The following is a 14715-nucleotide window of genomic DNA, read 5'->3' as shown; positions in this document are numbered from 1 at the left end:
CGAACAATGTGGTCCCGGGATGTGAGTTGAGTGCCAAACTCACGTCACCGGAAAACAAGAACATGGTGCCCTGGGAGGGACACTGCCTGATGAGGAAGCCGAGCGCGACCGCGGCGACAAGCGGGCCGGACGGACTGGCGCCAGCCAGCGATGTTGCGGCGATTGTCGCCGGCACGCACGGAGATCCGTTCGCGGTCCTTGGTATCCATGAGATCGGCAAGGGCCTGTTTGCCCGCTGCTTCGTCCCGCATGCAGAACTCGTCACCGCCTACACGCTGACCGGCATCAAGGCAGGCGAATTGTCCAGGCGAGACGATGCCGGCTTCTTCGAGGGCAAGCTGTCGATCAAGAAGCGACAGCCGCTGCGCTATCACGCCAGGAACGCCGGCGGCGACTGGTGGCTGACCGATCCCTATTCGTTCGGCCCGGTGCTGGGGCCGATGGACGACTATTATATCGCCGAGGGGTCGCATCTCAGGCTGTTCGACAAGCTTGGCGCGCATATCATCGAGCACGAGGGCGCCACTGGGGTGCACTTCGCCGTCTGGGCTCCAAACGCTCGGCGCGTGTCGGTGGTCGGCGATTTCAACGACTGGGACGGCCGCCGGCATTCGATGCGAGACCGTCGCGACACCGGCATCTGGGAGGTGTTCATTCCCGATATCGGCGCCGGCCGACCCTACAAATACGAGATCATCGGCTCCGATGGGATCAGGCTGCCGCTCAAGGCCGACCCGTTTGCCTTCAAGTCCGAACTGCGCCCAGCGACGGCGTCGGTGACCGCGGTGCCGCCGTCGCATTCATGGGGTGACGAGGCGCATCGCACCTTCTGGCGCAATGCCGATCCCCGACGCGAGGCCATCACGATCTATGAGGTCCATGCCGGCTCCTGGCAACGTCGCGACGACGGGACGTTCCTGTCATGGGATGAATTGGCCGACCGGCTGATCCCCTATGTGGTCGAGACCGGCTTCACCCATATCGAGTTCATGCCGATCTCCGAACATCCCTATGATCCCTCCTGGGGCTATCAGACGACTGGCCTCTACGCGCCGTCGGCGCGTTTTGGCGATCCGGACGGCTTTGCCCGCTTCGTCGATGGCGCCCACCGCGCCGGCGTCGGCGTGATCCTCGACTGGGTGCCGGCGCATTTTCCTGTCGACGAGCACGGCCTGGTCCATTTCGACGGCACCGCGCTCTATGAGCATGCCGACCCGCGCAAGGGCTTTCATCCCGACTGGAACACCGCGATCTACAATTTCGGCCGCCGCGAGGTGATGTCGTTCCTTGTCAACAACGCGCTGTTCTGGGCTGAAAAATACCATGTCGACGGTCTGCGCGTCGATGCGGTCGCCTCGATGCTCTACCTCGACTATTCGCGCAAGCAGGGCGAATGGATCCCCAACGAGAAGGGCGGCCGCGAGAACCTCGAGGCGGTCAGCTTCCTGCAGAAGATGAACAAGGAGCTCTACGGCCACCATCCCGGCGTCATGACCATCGCCGAGGAATCGACCTCATGGCCGAAGGTCTCGTCGCCGGTCCATGAAGGCGGACTGGGCTTCGGCTTCAAGTGGAATATGGGCTTCATGCACGACACGCTGGAGTATTTTTCCAAGGAGCCGATTTTCCGCAAGCACCACCACAACGACCTGACCTTTGGCCTGGTCTATGCCTTCTCGGAAAATTTCGTGCTGCCGCTCTCGCATGACGAGGTCGTGCATGGCAAAGGCACGCTCTTGAGCAAGATGGCCGGCGACGACTGGCAGAAATTCGCGACCTTGCGCGCCTACTATGGTTTCATGTGGGGCTATCCCGGCAAGAAGCTCTTGTTCATGGGTCAGGAATTCGCGCAGCGCCGCGAATGGAGCGAGGCGCGCGCGCTCGACTGGAACCTGCTGGATTTCCGCCCGCATCGCGGCGTCTGGCAGACGGTGCGCGATCTCAATTATCTCTACCGTTCGCGCCCGGCGCTGCATGGCCGGGACTGCGAGCCGGAGGGCTTTTCCTGGCTGATCGTCGACGACAGCCAGAATTCGGTTTTTGCCTGGGCACGCAACGCGCCTGACGGCAACCCGGTGGCTGTCATCTCCAACTTCACGCCGGTGCCGCGTGACAATTATCGCGTGCCGCTGCCGAAGGCCGGCAAGTGGCGCGAGATCATCAACACCGACGCTTCCGAATATGGCGGCTCCGGCATGGGCAATGGCGGCATGGTCGAGGCAAGGGCGGAGGATAAAAGCATCTCGGCAACGATGCTTTTGCCGCCGCTGTCGACGATCATGCTCGAATATGTTCCAGACTGAATAAACGGGGAGGGTGAAACATGGCAGAAACGAAACGGACCCAGCCGCTGGCTCGCGATGCGATGGCCTACGTGTTGGCCGGCGGGCGCGGCAGCCGTCTCAAGGAACTGACCGACCGGCGCGCCAAGCCGGCGGTCTATTTCGGCGGCAAGACGCGCATCATCGACTTCGCGCTCTCCAATGCGCTCAACTCCGGCATTCGCCGCCTCGGCGTGGCCACGCAGTATAAGGCCCATTCGCTGATCCGCCACCTGCAGCGGGGCTGGAACTTCCTGCGGCCCGAACGAAACGAGAGTTTCGACATCCTGCCGGCGAGCCAGCGCGTGTCGGAAACGCAATGGTATGAAGGCACGGCTGACGCCGTCTACCAGAACATCGACATCATCGAGGCCTACGGGCCGGAATACATGGTCATTCTCGCCGGCGACCACATCTACAAGATGGACTATGAGATGATGCTGCGCCAGCACGTCGACGCCAATGCCGACGTCACCGTCGGCTGCCTCGAAGTGCCGCGTATGGAAGCGACCGGTTTCGGCGTCATGCATGTCGATGCCAAGGACACGATCATCTCCTTCATCGAGAAGCCGGCCGATCCGCCGGGCATTCCCGACAAGCCGGACTATGCGCTGGCCTCCATGGGCATCTACGTGTTCAAGACCAAGTTCCTGATGGAACAGCTGCGCCGCGACGCCGCCGAGCCGGGTTCGAGCCGCGATTTCGGCAAGGACATCATCCCCTATATCGTTGAGCACGGTAAGGCGATCGCGCACCGCTTCACCAAGTCCTGCGTGCGTTCGACCGCCGAAAACGAAGCCTATTGGCGCGATGTGGGAACGGTCGATGCCTATTGGGAAGCCAATATCGACCTGACCGACGTGACGCCGGAACTCGACCTCTACGATCGCGACTGGCCGATCTGGACCTATGCCGAGTTGAAGCCGCCGGCAAAATTCGTCCATGACGAGGATGGCAGGCGCGGTTCGGCCGTGTCGTCGCTGGTCTCGGGCGATTGCATCGTCTCCGGCGCGACGCTGAAGAAGAGCCTGATCTTCACCGGCGCGCGCATCAATTCCTATTCGACATTGGAAGAGGTCGTCATGCTGCCCGACGTTCATGTCGGCCGGAATGCAAAGTTGAAGCGCGTCGTCATCGACCACGGTGTAAGGATACCGGAGGGGCTGGTGGTCGGCGAGGATCCCGTGCTCGACGCCAAGCGCTTCCGCGTCTCGGAAAAGGGTATCTGCCTGATCACGCAGGACATGATCAACAAACTGGGGCTCTAGAGAAATTCGGGGAAGACTGTGAAACGGTTTTCCGTCCGGAATTTGCTTGGAAACGAAGAGTTGGACAGGATCGGAAAGACGCATGCAGGTTCTGTCGGTCACGCCCGAGATCTTTCCGCTGATCAAGACCGGCGGGCTTGCCGACGTGACCGGCGCGCTGCCCATCGCGCTGGCGGCCAAGGGCGTGACCATGCGCACGCTCATTCCAGGCTTTCCCGTGGTGATGGAAGCCTTCAAGAAACGTAAGGCCGTTTACCAGTATCCACTGCTGCAGGGCGGCAAGGCTTCGGTGCATGCCGTCCAACTCGCAGGGCTCGATCTTTTCGTGCTTGACGCGCCGCACCTGTTCGACCGTCCCGGCGGTCCCTACGGCAACGCCTCGGGTGCGGACTGGCCGGACAATTGGCGGCGCTTCGCGGCGCTGAGCCAGGCCGGCGCCGATATCGCCGGGGGCGCCATCTCTGGCTACCTGCCCGACATCGTCCATGCCCATGACTGGCAGTCGGCGATGACGCTTGCCTATATGCGCTACGGCAAGGCGGTTGGCACCCCGTCGATGATGACCGTCCACAATCTCGCCTTCCAGGGGCAGTTCGGCGCCGGCATTTTCGGGGAACTTGGCTTGCCGGCAGCGGCGATGGCGCTTGATGGCGTCGAATATTATGGCGGCGTCGGCTTCCTCAAGGCCGGCCTGCAGGCTGCCTGGGCGATCACCACGGTGAGCCCGACCTATGCGCAGGAGATCCGCTCGCCGGAGTTCGGCATGGGTCTCGACGGTCTGATCAACATGCGCTCCAGCGATCTCTACGGCATCGTCAATGGCATCGACACCGCGATCTGGAACCCGGAAACCGACAAGCATCTGGTATCGGATTATACGGCTGGAACGCTCGAGGCGCGCGCGCCCAACAGAGCCGCCGTCGAGGAGCGGTTTGGCCTTGATCGCGACGACAGCCCGATCGTCTGCGTCGTCAGCCGCCTGACCTGGCAGAAGGGCATGGACATATTGGCGACCGTGGTCGATGGCATCGTCGCGACCGGCGCGCGGCTGGCCATACTGGGCTCGGGCGATGCCGGCCTTGAAGGCGCTCTGCTTGCCGCCGCGGCGCGCCACCGCGGCCGCATCGGCGTGGTCGTCGGCTATGACGAGGGGCTGTCGCATATCATGCAGGGCGGCTGCGATGCCATCATCATTCCATCGCGCTTCGAGCCTTGCGGACTGACGCAGCTCTACGGTCTGCGCTATGGCTGTGTGCCCGTGGTCGCCCGCACCGGCGGCCTCGCCGACACCATCATCGATGCCAATGAGGCAGCGATGGCGGCCGGCGTGGCGACCGGTTTCCAGTTTGCTCCCAACAATGGCGGCGCTATGCTGCACGCCATCCGCCGCCTGGCGGACGCCCACGCCAATCCCGCGGCTTTCGAAACCATCCAGCGCCAAGGCATGAAGAGCGATGTGTCGTGGGATCGAAGCGCGGAAAAATATGTCGAACTCTATCGCCTGTTGCTTTCGAAAAGGGTTGCCTGAAGCATGATACGGACCGTCCCCACCAAACCCTATTCCGATCAGAAGCCCGGCACGTCGGGCCTGCGCAAGAAGGTGCCTGTGTTCCAGCAGGAGCACTATGCCGAGAACTTCATCCAGTCGATCTTCGACGCGCTCGACGGCTTCAAGGGCAAGACCCTGGTGATCGGCGGCGACGGTCGCTTCTACAACCGCGAGGTCATCCAGAAGGCTATCGCCATGGCTGCCGCCAACGGCTTCGGCAAGGTGATGGTCGGGCAGGGCGGCATATTGTCGACGCCGGCCGCCTCGCATGTCATCCGCAAATACAAGACCTTCGGCGGCATCATCCTGTCGGCCAGCCACAATCCCGGCGGCCCGCATGAGGATTTCGGCATCAAGTACAATGCCGGCAATGGCGGCCCGGCCCCGGAAAAGCTGACCGACGCCATCTTTGAGAAGACCAAGGCGATTTCGAGCTTCAAGATCGCCGACATCGATCCGATCGACATTGACACGATCGGCACGGTCAAGGCCGCCGGCATGACGGTCGAGATCATCGATCCCGTCGCCGACTATGCCGAGTTGATGGAAAGCCTGTTCGACTTCGACGCGCTGCGCAAACTGTTCAAGTCGGGCTTCCGCATGCGCTTCGACGCCATGCATGCGGTGACCGGGCCCTATGCCAAGGAGATCCTCGAACACAGGCTCGGCGCGCCCAACGGCACCTGCCGCAACTTCAAGCCGCTTCCGGATTTCGGCGGCCACCACCCGGACCCGAACCTCGTCCATGCCAAGCATCTCTATGATGAGATGATGGGACCGGACGCGCCCGATTTCGGCGCCGCTTCCGATGGCGACGGCGACCGTAACCTGATCATCGGTAAGGGCATTTTCGTCACCCCGTCCGATTCGGTGGCGATGCTGGCCGCCAACGCCCGCCTGGCGCCGGGCTACAAGGACGGGCTGAAGGGCATCGCCCGTTCGATGCCGACCAGTGGCGCGGCCGATCGCGTCGCCCACAAGCTCGGCATCGGCATCTACGAGACGCCGACCGGCTGGAAGTTCTTCGGTAATCTGCTCGATGCCGGCATGGCGACGATCTGTGGCGAGGAAAGCGCGGGGACCGGCTCCAACCATGTCCGTGAAAAGGACGGCCTGTGGGCGGTTCTCTTGTGGCTCAACATCATCGCGGCGCGCGGCGAGGGCTGCAAGCAGATCGTCACCGAACACTGGGCAACCTATGGGCGCAACTACTATTCGCGCCACGACTATGAGGAGGTCGAGAGCGACCGTGCCAACGCGCTGGTCGACGAACTGCGCGCCAAGCTCGGCTCGCTGCCCGGCACCAGCGTGCGTGGCCTGAAGATCACCAATGCCGACGACTTCGCCTATCACGACCCGGTCGATGGCTCGATCAGCGAGCACCAGGGCATCAGGGTCCTGTTCGAAGGCGGCTCTCGCGTCGTCTTCCGGCTTTCCGGAACCGGCACGTCGGGCGCGACGATCCGTGTCTATATCGAACGCTACGAGCCGGACAGGGCCAGGCACGATCTCGACACGCAGGAAGCGCTCGCCGACCTCATCGCTGCGGCCGACGATATCGCCGGGATCAAGAGCCACACCGGCCGCAACAAGCCGAGCGTGATTACTTGAGGGTGATGCGCGTCTTCCCTTCTCCCCTTGCGGGGTCCGAAGGACGGGGCGAGACCCGTGGCTCGCCCCGGGGCGGTGGATCGGCGCGAAGCGCCGAGACGGATGAGGGTTGTTGGACTGAAACCGCCATCGCTTGCAACGCGCTGCGAGGCTGGTAGGCGTGAACAATCTCGGCGCAACCGTCACCCGCGACGGCATCCGCTTCGCCGCATGGTCCTCATCGGCCCGCCGCCTCTGGGTCTCGATCTTTGACGAGCAGGGAAATCGTGAACTCGACCGGCTGGAGCTGAAGCCGGAAGGCGAGGGGGTGCATGCGCTCTTTGTCTCTGGCGTTGCCGCGGGCACGCGCTACGGCTTCCGTGCCGATGGCGATTATGCGCCAGAGCGGGGGCTTTGGTTCGACCCTGACAAGCTGCTGACCGATCCCTACGCTCTCGAAATCGACCGGCCTTATGCCTATCACTGGCGGCTTGCCGCGCGGCGCAATGAGGGCGCCGACACCGCGCCGCTGATGCCCAAGACCGTGGCGAAGGCCTTGCCCACGGTTGCGCCCATCCTGCCGCCTCTGTTTCGTCCGGGCGGCCTGATCTATGAGGTGCCGGTGCGCGCTTTCACCAAGCTGCATCCGGACGTGCCGGAGGCGCAGCGCGGCACCATCGCGGCGCTCGCCCACCCGACTGTCATCGAGCATCTGCAAAGGCTTGGCGTCTCAGCCGTCGAACTGATGCCGGTGACGGCGTCGATCGACGAGCGGCATCTGCCGCCGCTGGGCCTCAGCAACGCTTGGGGCTACAATCCCGTGACCTTCATGGCGCTCGACCCGCGCCTGGCGCCCGGCGGCCTGGCGGAATTGCGCGACGCCGTCGCGGCGCTGCGTCAGGCCGGCATCGGCACCATTCTCGATCTTGTCTTCAACCATACGGGTGAAAGCGACCGGCTGGGTCCGACGCTGTCGCTGCGCGGGCTCGACAATCAAGCCTACTACCGGCACCAGCCGGATGGCCGGCTGGTCAACGACACCGGCACCGGCAACACGGTTGCGTGCGACCGTCCGGTGATGCGGCAGATGGTGCTCGACACGCTTCGCCATTTTGTCCGCCACGCCGGCGTCGACGGTTTTCGCTTCGATCTGGCACCAGTGCTGGGGCGCGTCGACGGCGCGTTCGATCCCGCATCGCCATTGCTCGGGGCGATCGCTGGAGATCCTGTCCTCGCCGATCGCGTGCTGGTCGCCGAACCCTGGGACATCGGTCCCGACGGCTATCAACTCGGCAATTTTCCGGCGCGCTATCTTGAATGGAACGATCGCTATCGCGACGATGTCAGGCGCTTCTGGCGTGGCGATGCCGGCGCGGTTGGACCGTTGGCGACGCGGCTTGCCGGCTCGTCCGATATTTTTGGCAAGACTGGCCAGCCAACCGGCCGCGCGGTCAATTTCATCGCCGCCCATGACGGCATGACACTGGCGGACATCGTCGCCTATGAGCGCAAGCACAACGGCGCCAATGGCGAGCAGAACCGCGACGGCCACAACGACAACCTGTCCTGGAACAATGGCGCCGAAGGCGAGACCGACAATGCGGCGATCACCAGGGCGCGCTTCGACGACCAGTGCGCGCTGCTTGCCACGCTTTTTGCCTCGCGCGGCACCATCATGCTCACCGCCGGCGACGAATTCGGCCGCACCCAGAAGGGCAACAACAACGCCTACGCGCAGGACAACGCCATCACCTGGCTCGACTGGGCAGGCCGCGACCAGGCGCTGGAGCAATACGCCTCGGCGCTCGCAGCGCTGCGCCGTACTGTCCCGGCGTTGTCGGACACGCATTTCCTGACAGGAGAGCCGGCCGGTGCTTCAGGCGTTCCCGATGTCGCGTGGCTGACCGAAACCGGCGTGGCGCTTGCCGAAGCGGATTGGAACGATCCCGCCCGACACCGCCTCGTCATGCTGCTGGGCGATCCAGAGGGCGGCCGCTTTGCCGTCATGATCAACGGCGATCGCCGCCAATGCGTCTTCACCTTGCCTGCGCGTGACGGGTTCCAATGGCTGCCGGCGATGGAAACGCAGACGATCGACCTCGCGCGGCCGCTGCCGGGCCGCGGCGTCGGTTTCATGATTGAGCGCCGGACCGGAATGGACCGCGCCGGGAAGGATTCGTGATGGTCGATGATGGTGCCGGGCAGGGGGCCGAATGGTGGCGCGGCTGCGTCATCTACCAGGTTTATCCGCGCTCCTTCCAGGACACGACCGGTGACGGCAGCGGCGATCTCAGGGGCATCACGGCGAGGCTTGCCCATATCGCCTCGCTCGGTGTCGATGCCGTCTGGCTATCACCCTTCTTCAAGTCGCCGATGGCCGACATGGGCTATGACGTATCGGACTATCGCGACGTCGATCCGATGTTCGGCACGCTGGACGATTTCGATGCGCTGGTTGCCGAGGCGCACCGGTTGGGCCTGAAGATCATCATCGACCAGGTGCTGTCGCACTCGTCCGACAGGCACGAATGGTTTGTCGAAAGTCGAGCCAGCCGAGACAATCCCAAGGCAGACTGGTACGTCTGGGCCGATACGAAACCCGATGGCAACGCGCCCAACAACTGGCTGTCCGTCTTCGGCGGGCCGGCCTGGGAGTGGGATTCGACCCGCCGGCAATATTACATGCACAATTTCCTCGCCTCGCAGCCCGACCTGAATTTCCACAATCCGGATGTCCAGGATGCGCTTCTGGACACGGTGCGCTTCTGGCTGGAGCGTGGCGTCGACGGTTTCCGGCTCGATACGGTCAATTATTACGTCCATGACCGCTGGCTGCGCAGCAACCCGCCTCTGGCGTCGAGCGTCGCCGGCACCAATGGCGAGACCAACACCTATCTCTATCAGGAGCATCTGTTCGACAAGTCGCAGCCGGAAAACCTTGCCTTCCTGAGGCGCTTCAGGGCGCTGCTCGACGAGTATCAGGACCGCGCCGCTGTCGGTGAGATCGGCGATGAAGGACGCTCGCTGCAGACGCTGGCCGCCTACACATCCGGCGGCGACAAGCTGCAGATGTGCTACACTTTCGACCTGCTCGGTCCGCAGTTTTCGGCCGCGCATGTGCGCGGTTGTGTCGAGGCTTTTGAAAGCGTGGTTGCCGATGGCTGGGTCTGCTGGGCGTTCTCCAACCATGATGTGATGCGCCATGTGAGCCGCTGGACGCGGCCGCACGGCGATCCGGACACGGTGGCCAGGTTCTCGATCCTGTTGCTGTGCAGCCTGCGCGGCTCGATCTGTCTCTACCAGGGCGAGGAACTTGGCCTCGAGGAGGCGGAGCTTGCCTATGAGGATCTGCGCGATCCCGTTGGCATCCGCTTCTGGCCCGGTGTGAAGGGCAGGGATGGTTGTCGCACGCCGATGGTCTGGGAGGCTGGTGCCGACAATGCCGGTTTCTCCACTGGCAAGCCCTGGTTGCCGGTGCCGGCAAGCCATCGTGCCCGTGCGGTCGATGTGCAGAACGGCGAGGAGCAATCGGTGCTGGCCGCCTACCGGTCAGCGCTCGCTTTGCGCAAGCGGCATCCGGCGCTGGTCGGCGGTTCGATCCGCTTTCTTGACGCCGAGGGCGACGTGCTCGCCTTCATCCGCGAAGGCGGCGAGGAGAGATTGCTCTGTGTCTTCAATTTCGCCTGGGAGCCGGCGAATTGGCCGGTGCCGCCGGATATCGGAACTGTTACGGCTGTCTTGGGCGGCACCACAAACGTTGACGACAACGCGCTCGCGCTGCCGGCGCTCGGCTGTTTCCTCGGTCGGCTTGACTGATCGCGGTTCGACCGGCCTCCAAGCGATCCGTTTGGCCGCGGAATGCCCTACTGAACGAGCACCGCACGCCCGCAGGTCGCTCCGGTGACGCGCACGTCGGCCTGGCCGAGACCGACACCCAGTGCCGAAAGCACATTATAAAGCAAGTCGTCGACGGGCGCCGTTACGGTGTTAAGCAAAGCCACCACCGCCGGCTTGACCGTTCTGAGCAGGGCGGTCGCATCGATCCCGAGACCAAGCAGATTGGCCGAAAGCGACAGGTCGTCGACCAGCGAGGTGGTGAGCGACTGCGAGATGTTGCGCGTCGAAACGGTCCTCACCGTCTTGTTGGCGATATCGGTCGCGTTGAAGGTCAGGGGTTGCGGGCTGTTGTTGGTGACCGAGGTCGCGGCCGACCCTGTCACCTGGATCAGTGGTATCAACAGCAGCTTCACTTCGGCGATGTCCGCATCGGTGAAGGTTTGCGGCTGGCTAAAATCGGCGAAGCTGGAGGGGGTGTTGCTGTTGGCCAGGTTCAACTGGGCAATACCGGGGTGTGCGGCGACGGAAACGTTGATGCTGGAAGGTCCTGTCGGACAGGTGATGTCGGTCAGCTTCGCTTCGGCATAGGCGACTTCCACATTGAGCGGCAGATTGACGGCGACCAGGTTGATGCCGCCGGCGAGGCCGGGCGTGCCGATGCCGACGGAGGCCGTGAGTTTGATGCGCGTCTGGGCGGTCCGCACGACAGTGCCGATGCCGCCGACCGCGAGCCAGGGCGAGGATTGCGCCGGCTCCCCAATGGCAATGTTGAGCTTGGTGGAAAGCAACCCCGGTATGGTGGCGCCGAGATCGACCGCGGCTTGGTTGGTGCCGTTGGCGAGTACGGCCGCGGCGGTCAACATTCCCACGGCGCTTGCGTCGATCCCAAGGCCGGAGGGCTGTTGCCCGAGGCCGAGGCTGCCGATGGAACCAAGGTCGACAAGGCTGCTGAGCGGGATCTTGGCGGTACCGGTCGATTTGGAGGCGATGGTCTGCAACGCGACCTTGGCGGTATTGCCGAGGCCAGGAACATTGGCCATGGCGGTGGCGATCTGGCCCACGGTCGCTTTCGAGGCCAGGACGTCGGAGTAGGTGCCGGCCGTGATGTTCAGTTGTGTGGCGAGCGCACTCATGAAGGAAAGCACGCTGACATCGGCCGAAATCAGCCCATTATAGTCCATGACGCTGAGCGAGATGTTGCCGCCGAGAAGTCCGCTCAAAAGAGCGTTCAGGATGCCGCCGTTGACGCTGAGCAGTCTGGATCCGACCGAGAATGTCGCCTGCGGCGTCGTGCTGGCGGTGGCTTGGGTGCCGATGACCGGAGTGGGCAAAAGCGAGCTGGCGAAGTAGCGGGCGGGGATTTTCGTCAACGTGACGCGCGCTGCATTATAGGGTGTCACGCCCGGCTGGAAGCGCTGGCCGACATTGGCGGTCGACGACGCATATCGGCCTCGCGTGACCGTCACCACTGTCTTATCGACAGCCGGGGGAATGGTCTGGCCCGAAGCTTGAACGACGACACCTGGCATGCCGTTGTCGGTGAGCGTGGTGACGACCGCGGTGTTGACATTGTTGATGTTCGAGGCGGCGGTGATCGCCGCCAGGTCGACCATCGCCTGGGCTTGCCGGCGCTCGGTGTAGATTGAGGCCTCATCGATGGCCACCGCGGCCAGCGCCAGCGCGACCGGTGCGCTCAATGCCGTCATGACGGCGAAGTTCGCCCTCTTGTCGGCAAGCATACGCTGGGCAAGCCGCCCCACCTTCGTGCGCCGACGCAACGGCATTCAGATACCCCCAACCCTGATCGTTGACTGGCGCGTGATCGTGGTCCCCGGCATGGCTATACCCGGAAAGAGATTCCAGATCGGCAGGTTGCGTGCATCGTACTGGATGGACACCACGAACTGGCTCCCGTCGGCGGTGCTGTCGTTGGCCTGGTAGGTCAGCTTGCTGGCGTCGACGAAGGGATAGCCGCCGGCGTTGTTTGTCAGGAAGCTGGCCACGAGCGTCTGCCGCTCGGTCTGGTTCAACCCGGCGATGGCCGTCCGGGCGGCGTCGGCCGCGATCTGCTGGATTGAGTTGGCGGCCCCAAAATAGATGCCGTATGCAACCATTCCGAGTAGGAGAAGGATGAAGAGCGGTGACAGCACGGCGAACTCGACCGCCGAGGTCCCCGAAGCATCTGTCCGGAACGCGCGCCTTCTGACCATGGAAATAAGCTTCTCAACCATGGTGCCGAGCATGCCAAATTTCGCATGCAGAAAGCGAAAACTCTGGGTACAACCGGCAGCTGCGCACGATTGAAAAAGCCGTTCTAATTTAGCGGTTGCTTCTGTGGTTGCGGGGATTGACTTAGGGTCAATCAGTACTCGGTTGAAAAGAGCTTACCTCCTGTCTAGTCTCCTGCCACCAGCTGCCGGAGGGAACCGGCGGCGCGCTCAAAGGAGCCAGGCATCGGTTCCGGGGGCGTCAACACGAAAAAGGCGCGCGACGGCAGCGCCGATAGGGAGAACTTCATGCTGAAAAACATGCTGAAGGCGACGGTTTTCGCCACGACCATGGCAGTGACCGCCGGCACGTTCTACACGCCGGCATTCGCCGAAATTGTCTACAACCGAGGCACCGCTGCCGAATCCGAATCCGTCGACCCGCACAAGACCTCGACGGTCTACGAAGCCAATGTCTTGCGCGACCTGTTCCAGGGCCTCGTCATGCAGGATGAGAAGGCCAATGTCATCCCAGGCGCCGCCGAGAGCTGGACGGTATCGGATGACGGCACCGTCTACACCTTCAAGCTGCGCAAGGACGGCATGTGGTCGGATGGCAGCCCGGTGACGGCCGAGGACTTCGTTTATGCCTTCCGCAGGCTGGAGGATCCTGCCACCGGCGCCGAATATGCTTCCATGCTCTATCCCATCAAGAACGCCGAGGAGGTCAACACCAAGAAGGGCAAGCCCGAGGATATGGGCGCCAAGGCGATTGACGCAAATACGCTGGAAGTGACGCTGAAGGCGCCGACACCCTACTTCCTGGAGATGTTGACTCACCAGGCGACCTATCCGGTCAGCAAGGCCTCCATCGAAAAGCTCGGCGCCGACTGGATCAAGCCGGGCAAGCTGGTGTCGAACGGCGCCTACACGCTGGCGGAGTGGGTCCCCAACGACCACATGAAGCTGGTCAAGAATCCGAAATTCTGGGACGCGGGCAGCGTCAAGATCGACGTCGTCAATTACATTCCCACCGAGGACCGTTCTTCGGCGATGAAGCGCTTCGAGGCTGGCGAACTCGACAGCTACGACGATCTGCCGACTGAACAGCTCGCCGACCTGAAAACCAAGTTCGGCGACCAGATCCATGTCGGGCCGTATCTCGGCACCTACTATTATGCGATCAAGACCGACAAGGCGCCGTGGAACAACCCCGAGCTGCGCAACGCCATCTCGATGGCGATCGACCGTGACTTCATCGCCGAAAAGGTCTGGCAGAACTCGATGCTGCCCGGCTATTCGATGGTGCCTCCCGGCATCGAGGGTTACACGCCGGCAATGGCCAAATATGCCGACATGCCGCAGATCGATCGTGAGGACGCGGCCAAGAAAATCCTCGAGAAGCTCGGCTACACGCCCGAACATCCGCTGAAGATGGAGATCCGCTACAACACCTCGGAGAACCACAAGAACACAGCCGTTGCCATTCAGGAGCAGTTGAAGCCCCTCGGCGTCGACGTCACCTTGCTCAACACCGACACCAAGACCCACTATTCCTTCCTGGAGCAGAAGGGCAACTATGACGTGGCGCGCGCCGCCTGGATCGCCGACTACAAGGATCCGGAAACCTTCCTCGGCATCTCGCGCAAGGCGAGCGGCAACAACTATTCGAGCTACAACAGCCCCCAATACGAGGCTGCCATGGACAAGGCAGCCGCTGCCGGCGGCAAGCCTGAAGAGCGCATGAAGGATCTCGCTGAAGCCGAGCGCATCCTCGTCGACGACGTCGGTCAGATTCCGCTGCTCTACTATAGCTACCACGACATCGTTTCCACGAAGCTGCACGGCTTTGTCGACAATGTGATGGACGTTCACCCGTCCCGCTTCATCAGCAAGGACTGACCTCCCAGGCCAAACCGCCGCGCCCTTGAGTGGTGCGGCGG

General features: G+C 63.0%; 9 protein-coding genes. 7 read left to right on the top strand and 2 right to left on the bottom strand.

Going from position 1 to position 14715, the window contains the following annotated elements; genetic code table 11:
• Positions 1–89: 89 nt before the first annotated feature.
• From glgB to FJ958_RS10920, 6 genes are all read left to right on the top strand, one after another.
• Positions 90–2303, top strand: a complete 2214-nt coding sequence (gene glgB / locus FJ958_RS10945) for a 1,4-alpha-glucan branching protein GlgB (RefSeq protein ID WP_140742652.1) — start codon at positions 90–92, stop codon at positions 2301–2303.
• A gap of 20 nt (positions 2304–2323) precedes the next feature.
• Positions 2324–3589 (top strand): glucose-1-phosphate adenylyltransferase, encoded by a 1266-nt coding sequence (gene glgC / locus FJ958_RS10940; RefSeq protein ID WP_140742380.1) that lies wholly within the window; start codon positions 2324–2326, stop codon positions 3587–3589.
• Between the two features lie 82 nt (positions 3590–3671).
• On the top strand, positions 3672–5117 hold the full coding sequence (glgA, locus tag FJ958_RS10935) for a glycogen synthase GlgA (RefSeq protein WP_140742378.1): 1446 nt from the start codon (positions 3672–3674) through the stop codon (positions 5115–5117).
• Between the two features lie 3 nt (positions 5118–5120).
• A complete protein-coding gene (locus FJ958_RS10930) occupies positions 5121–6749 on the top strand; it encodes an alpha-D-glucose phosphate-specific phosphoglucomutase (RefSeq protein ID WP_140742376.1) in 1629 nt (542 codons plus the stop codon).
• A gap of 160 nt (positions 6750–6909) precedes the next feature.
• Positions 6910–8910, top strand: coding sequence for a glycogen debranching protein GlgX (gene glgX, locus FJ958_RS10925; protein WP_140742374.1), 2001 nt, complete (start codon positions 6910–6912; stop codon positions 8908–8910).
• The gene (locus FJ958_RS10920) at positions 8910–10544 is read left to right on the top strand and encodes an alpha-glucosidase family protein (RefSeq protein WP_140742650.1); all 1635 of its coding nucleotides are present in this window, start codon (positions 8910–8912) and stop codon (positions 10542–10544) included. Before glgX ends, FJ958_RS10920 begins: the two co-directional genes overlap by 1 nt.
• 47 nt (positions 10545–10591) lie before the next feature.
• Here FJ958_RS10920 and FJ958_RS10915 read toward each other — a convergent pair whose 3' ends face one another.
• Both FJ958_RS10915 and FJ958_RS10910 read right to left on the bottom strand, forming a co-directional pair.
• Complete coding sequence (locus FJ958_RS10915) at positions 10592–12349, bottom strand: TadG family pilus assembly protein (protein WP_140742372.1); 1758 nt, start codon at positions 12347–12349, stop codon at positions 10592–10594.
• Positions 12350–12796, bottom strand: coding sequence for a TadE/TadG family type IV pilus assembly protein (locus FJ958_RS10910; protein ID WP_140742648.1), 447 nt, complete (start codon positions 12794–12796; stop codon positions 12350–12352). It abuts the gene before it with no gap.
• Positions 12797–13081: 285 nt separating this feature from the next.
• Between FJ958_RS10910 and FJ958_RS10905 the strand changes: the two genes are divergently transcribed.
• Positions 13082–14674, top strand: a complete 1593-nt coding sequence (locus FJ958_RS10905; RefSeq protein ID WP_140742370.1) for a peptide ABC transporter substrate-binding protein — start codon at positions 13082–13084, stop codon at positions 14672–14674.
• Positions 14675–14715: the final 41 nt, after the last annotated feature.

The sequence above is a fragment of the Mesorhizobium sp. B2-3-5 genome (assembly GCF_006442395.1).
Classification (GTDB): domain Bacteria; phylum Pseudomonadota; class Alphaproteobacteria; order Rhizobiales; family Rhizobiaceae; genus Mesorhizobium.
The sequence above is the reverse complement of the archived record's forward strand: the minus strand, read 5'-3'. Positions and strand labels throughout refer to the sequence as shown.

Bases quoted from the DNA above. Each gene is read 5' to 3' on its own strand.
- FJ958_RS10915 (WP_140742372.1), bottom strand. From the start codon at position 12,349: ATGCCGTTGCGTCGGCGCACGAAGGTGGGGCGGCTTGCCCAGCGTATG.
- glgB (WP_140742652.1), top strand. From the start codon at position 90: ATGAGGAAGCCGAGCGCGACCGCGGCGACAAGCGGGCCGGACGGACTG.
- glgC (WP_140742380.1), top strand. From the start codon at position 2,324: ATGGCAGAAACGAAACGGACCCAGCCGCTGGCTCGCGATGCGATGGCC.
- FJ958_RS10905 (WP_140742370.1), top strand. From the start codon at position 13,082: ATGCTGAAAAACATGCTGAAGGCGACGGTTTTCGCCACGACCATGGCA.
- FJ958_RS10920 (WP_140742650.1), top strand. From the start codon at position 8,910: ATGGTCGATGATGGTGCCGGGCAGGGGGCCGAATGGTGGCGCGGCTGC.
- FJ958_RS10930 (WP_140742376.1), top strand. From the start codon at position 5,121: ATGATACGGACCGTCCCCACCAAACCCTATTCCGATCAGAAGCCCGGC.
- FJ958_RS10910 (WP_140742648.1), bottom strand. From the start codon at position 12,796: ATGGTTGAGAAGCTTATTTCCATGGTCAGAAGGCGCGCGTTCCGGACA.
- glgA (WP_140742378.1), top strand. From the start codon at position 3,672: ATGCAGGTTCTGTCGGTCACGCCCGAGATCTTTCCGCTGATCAAGACC.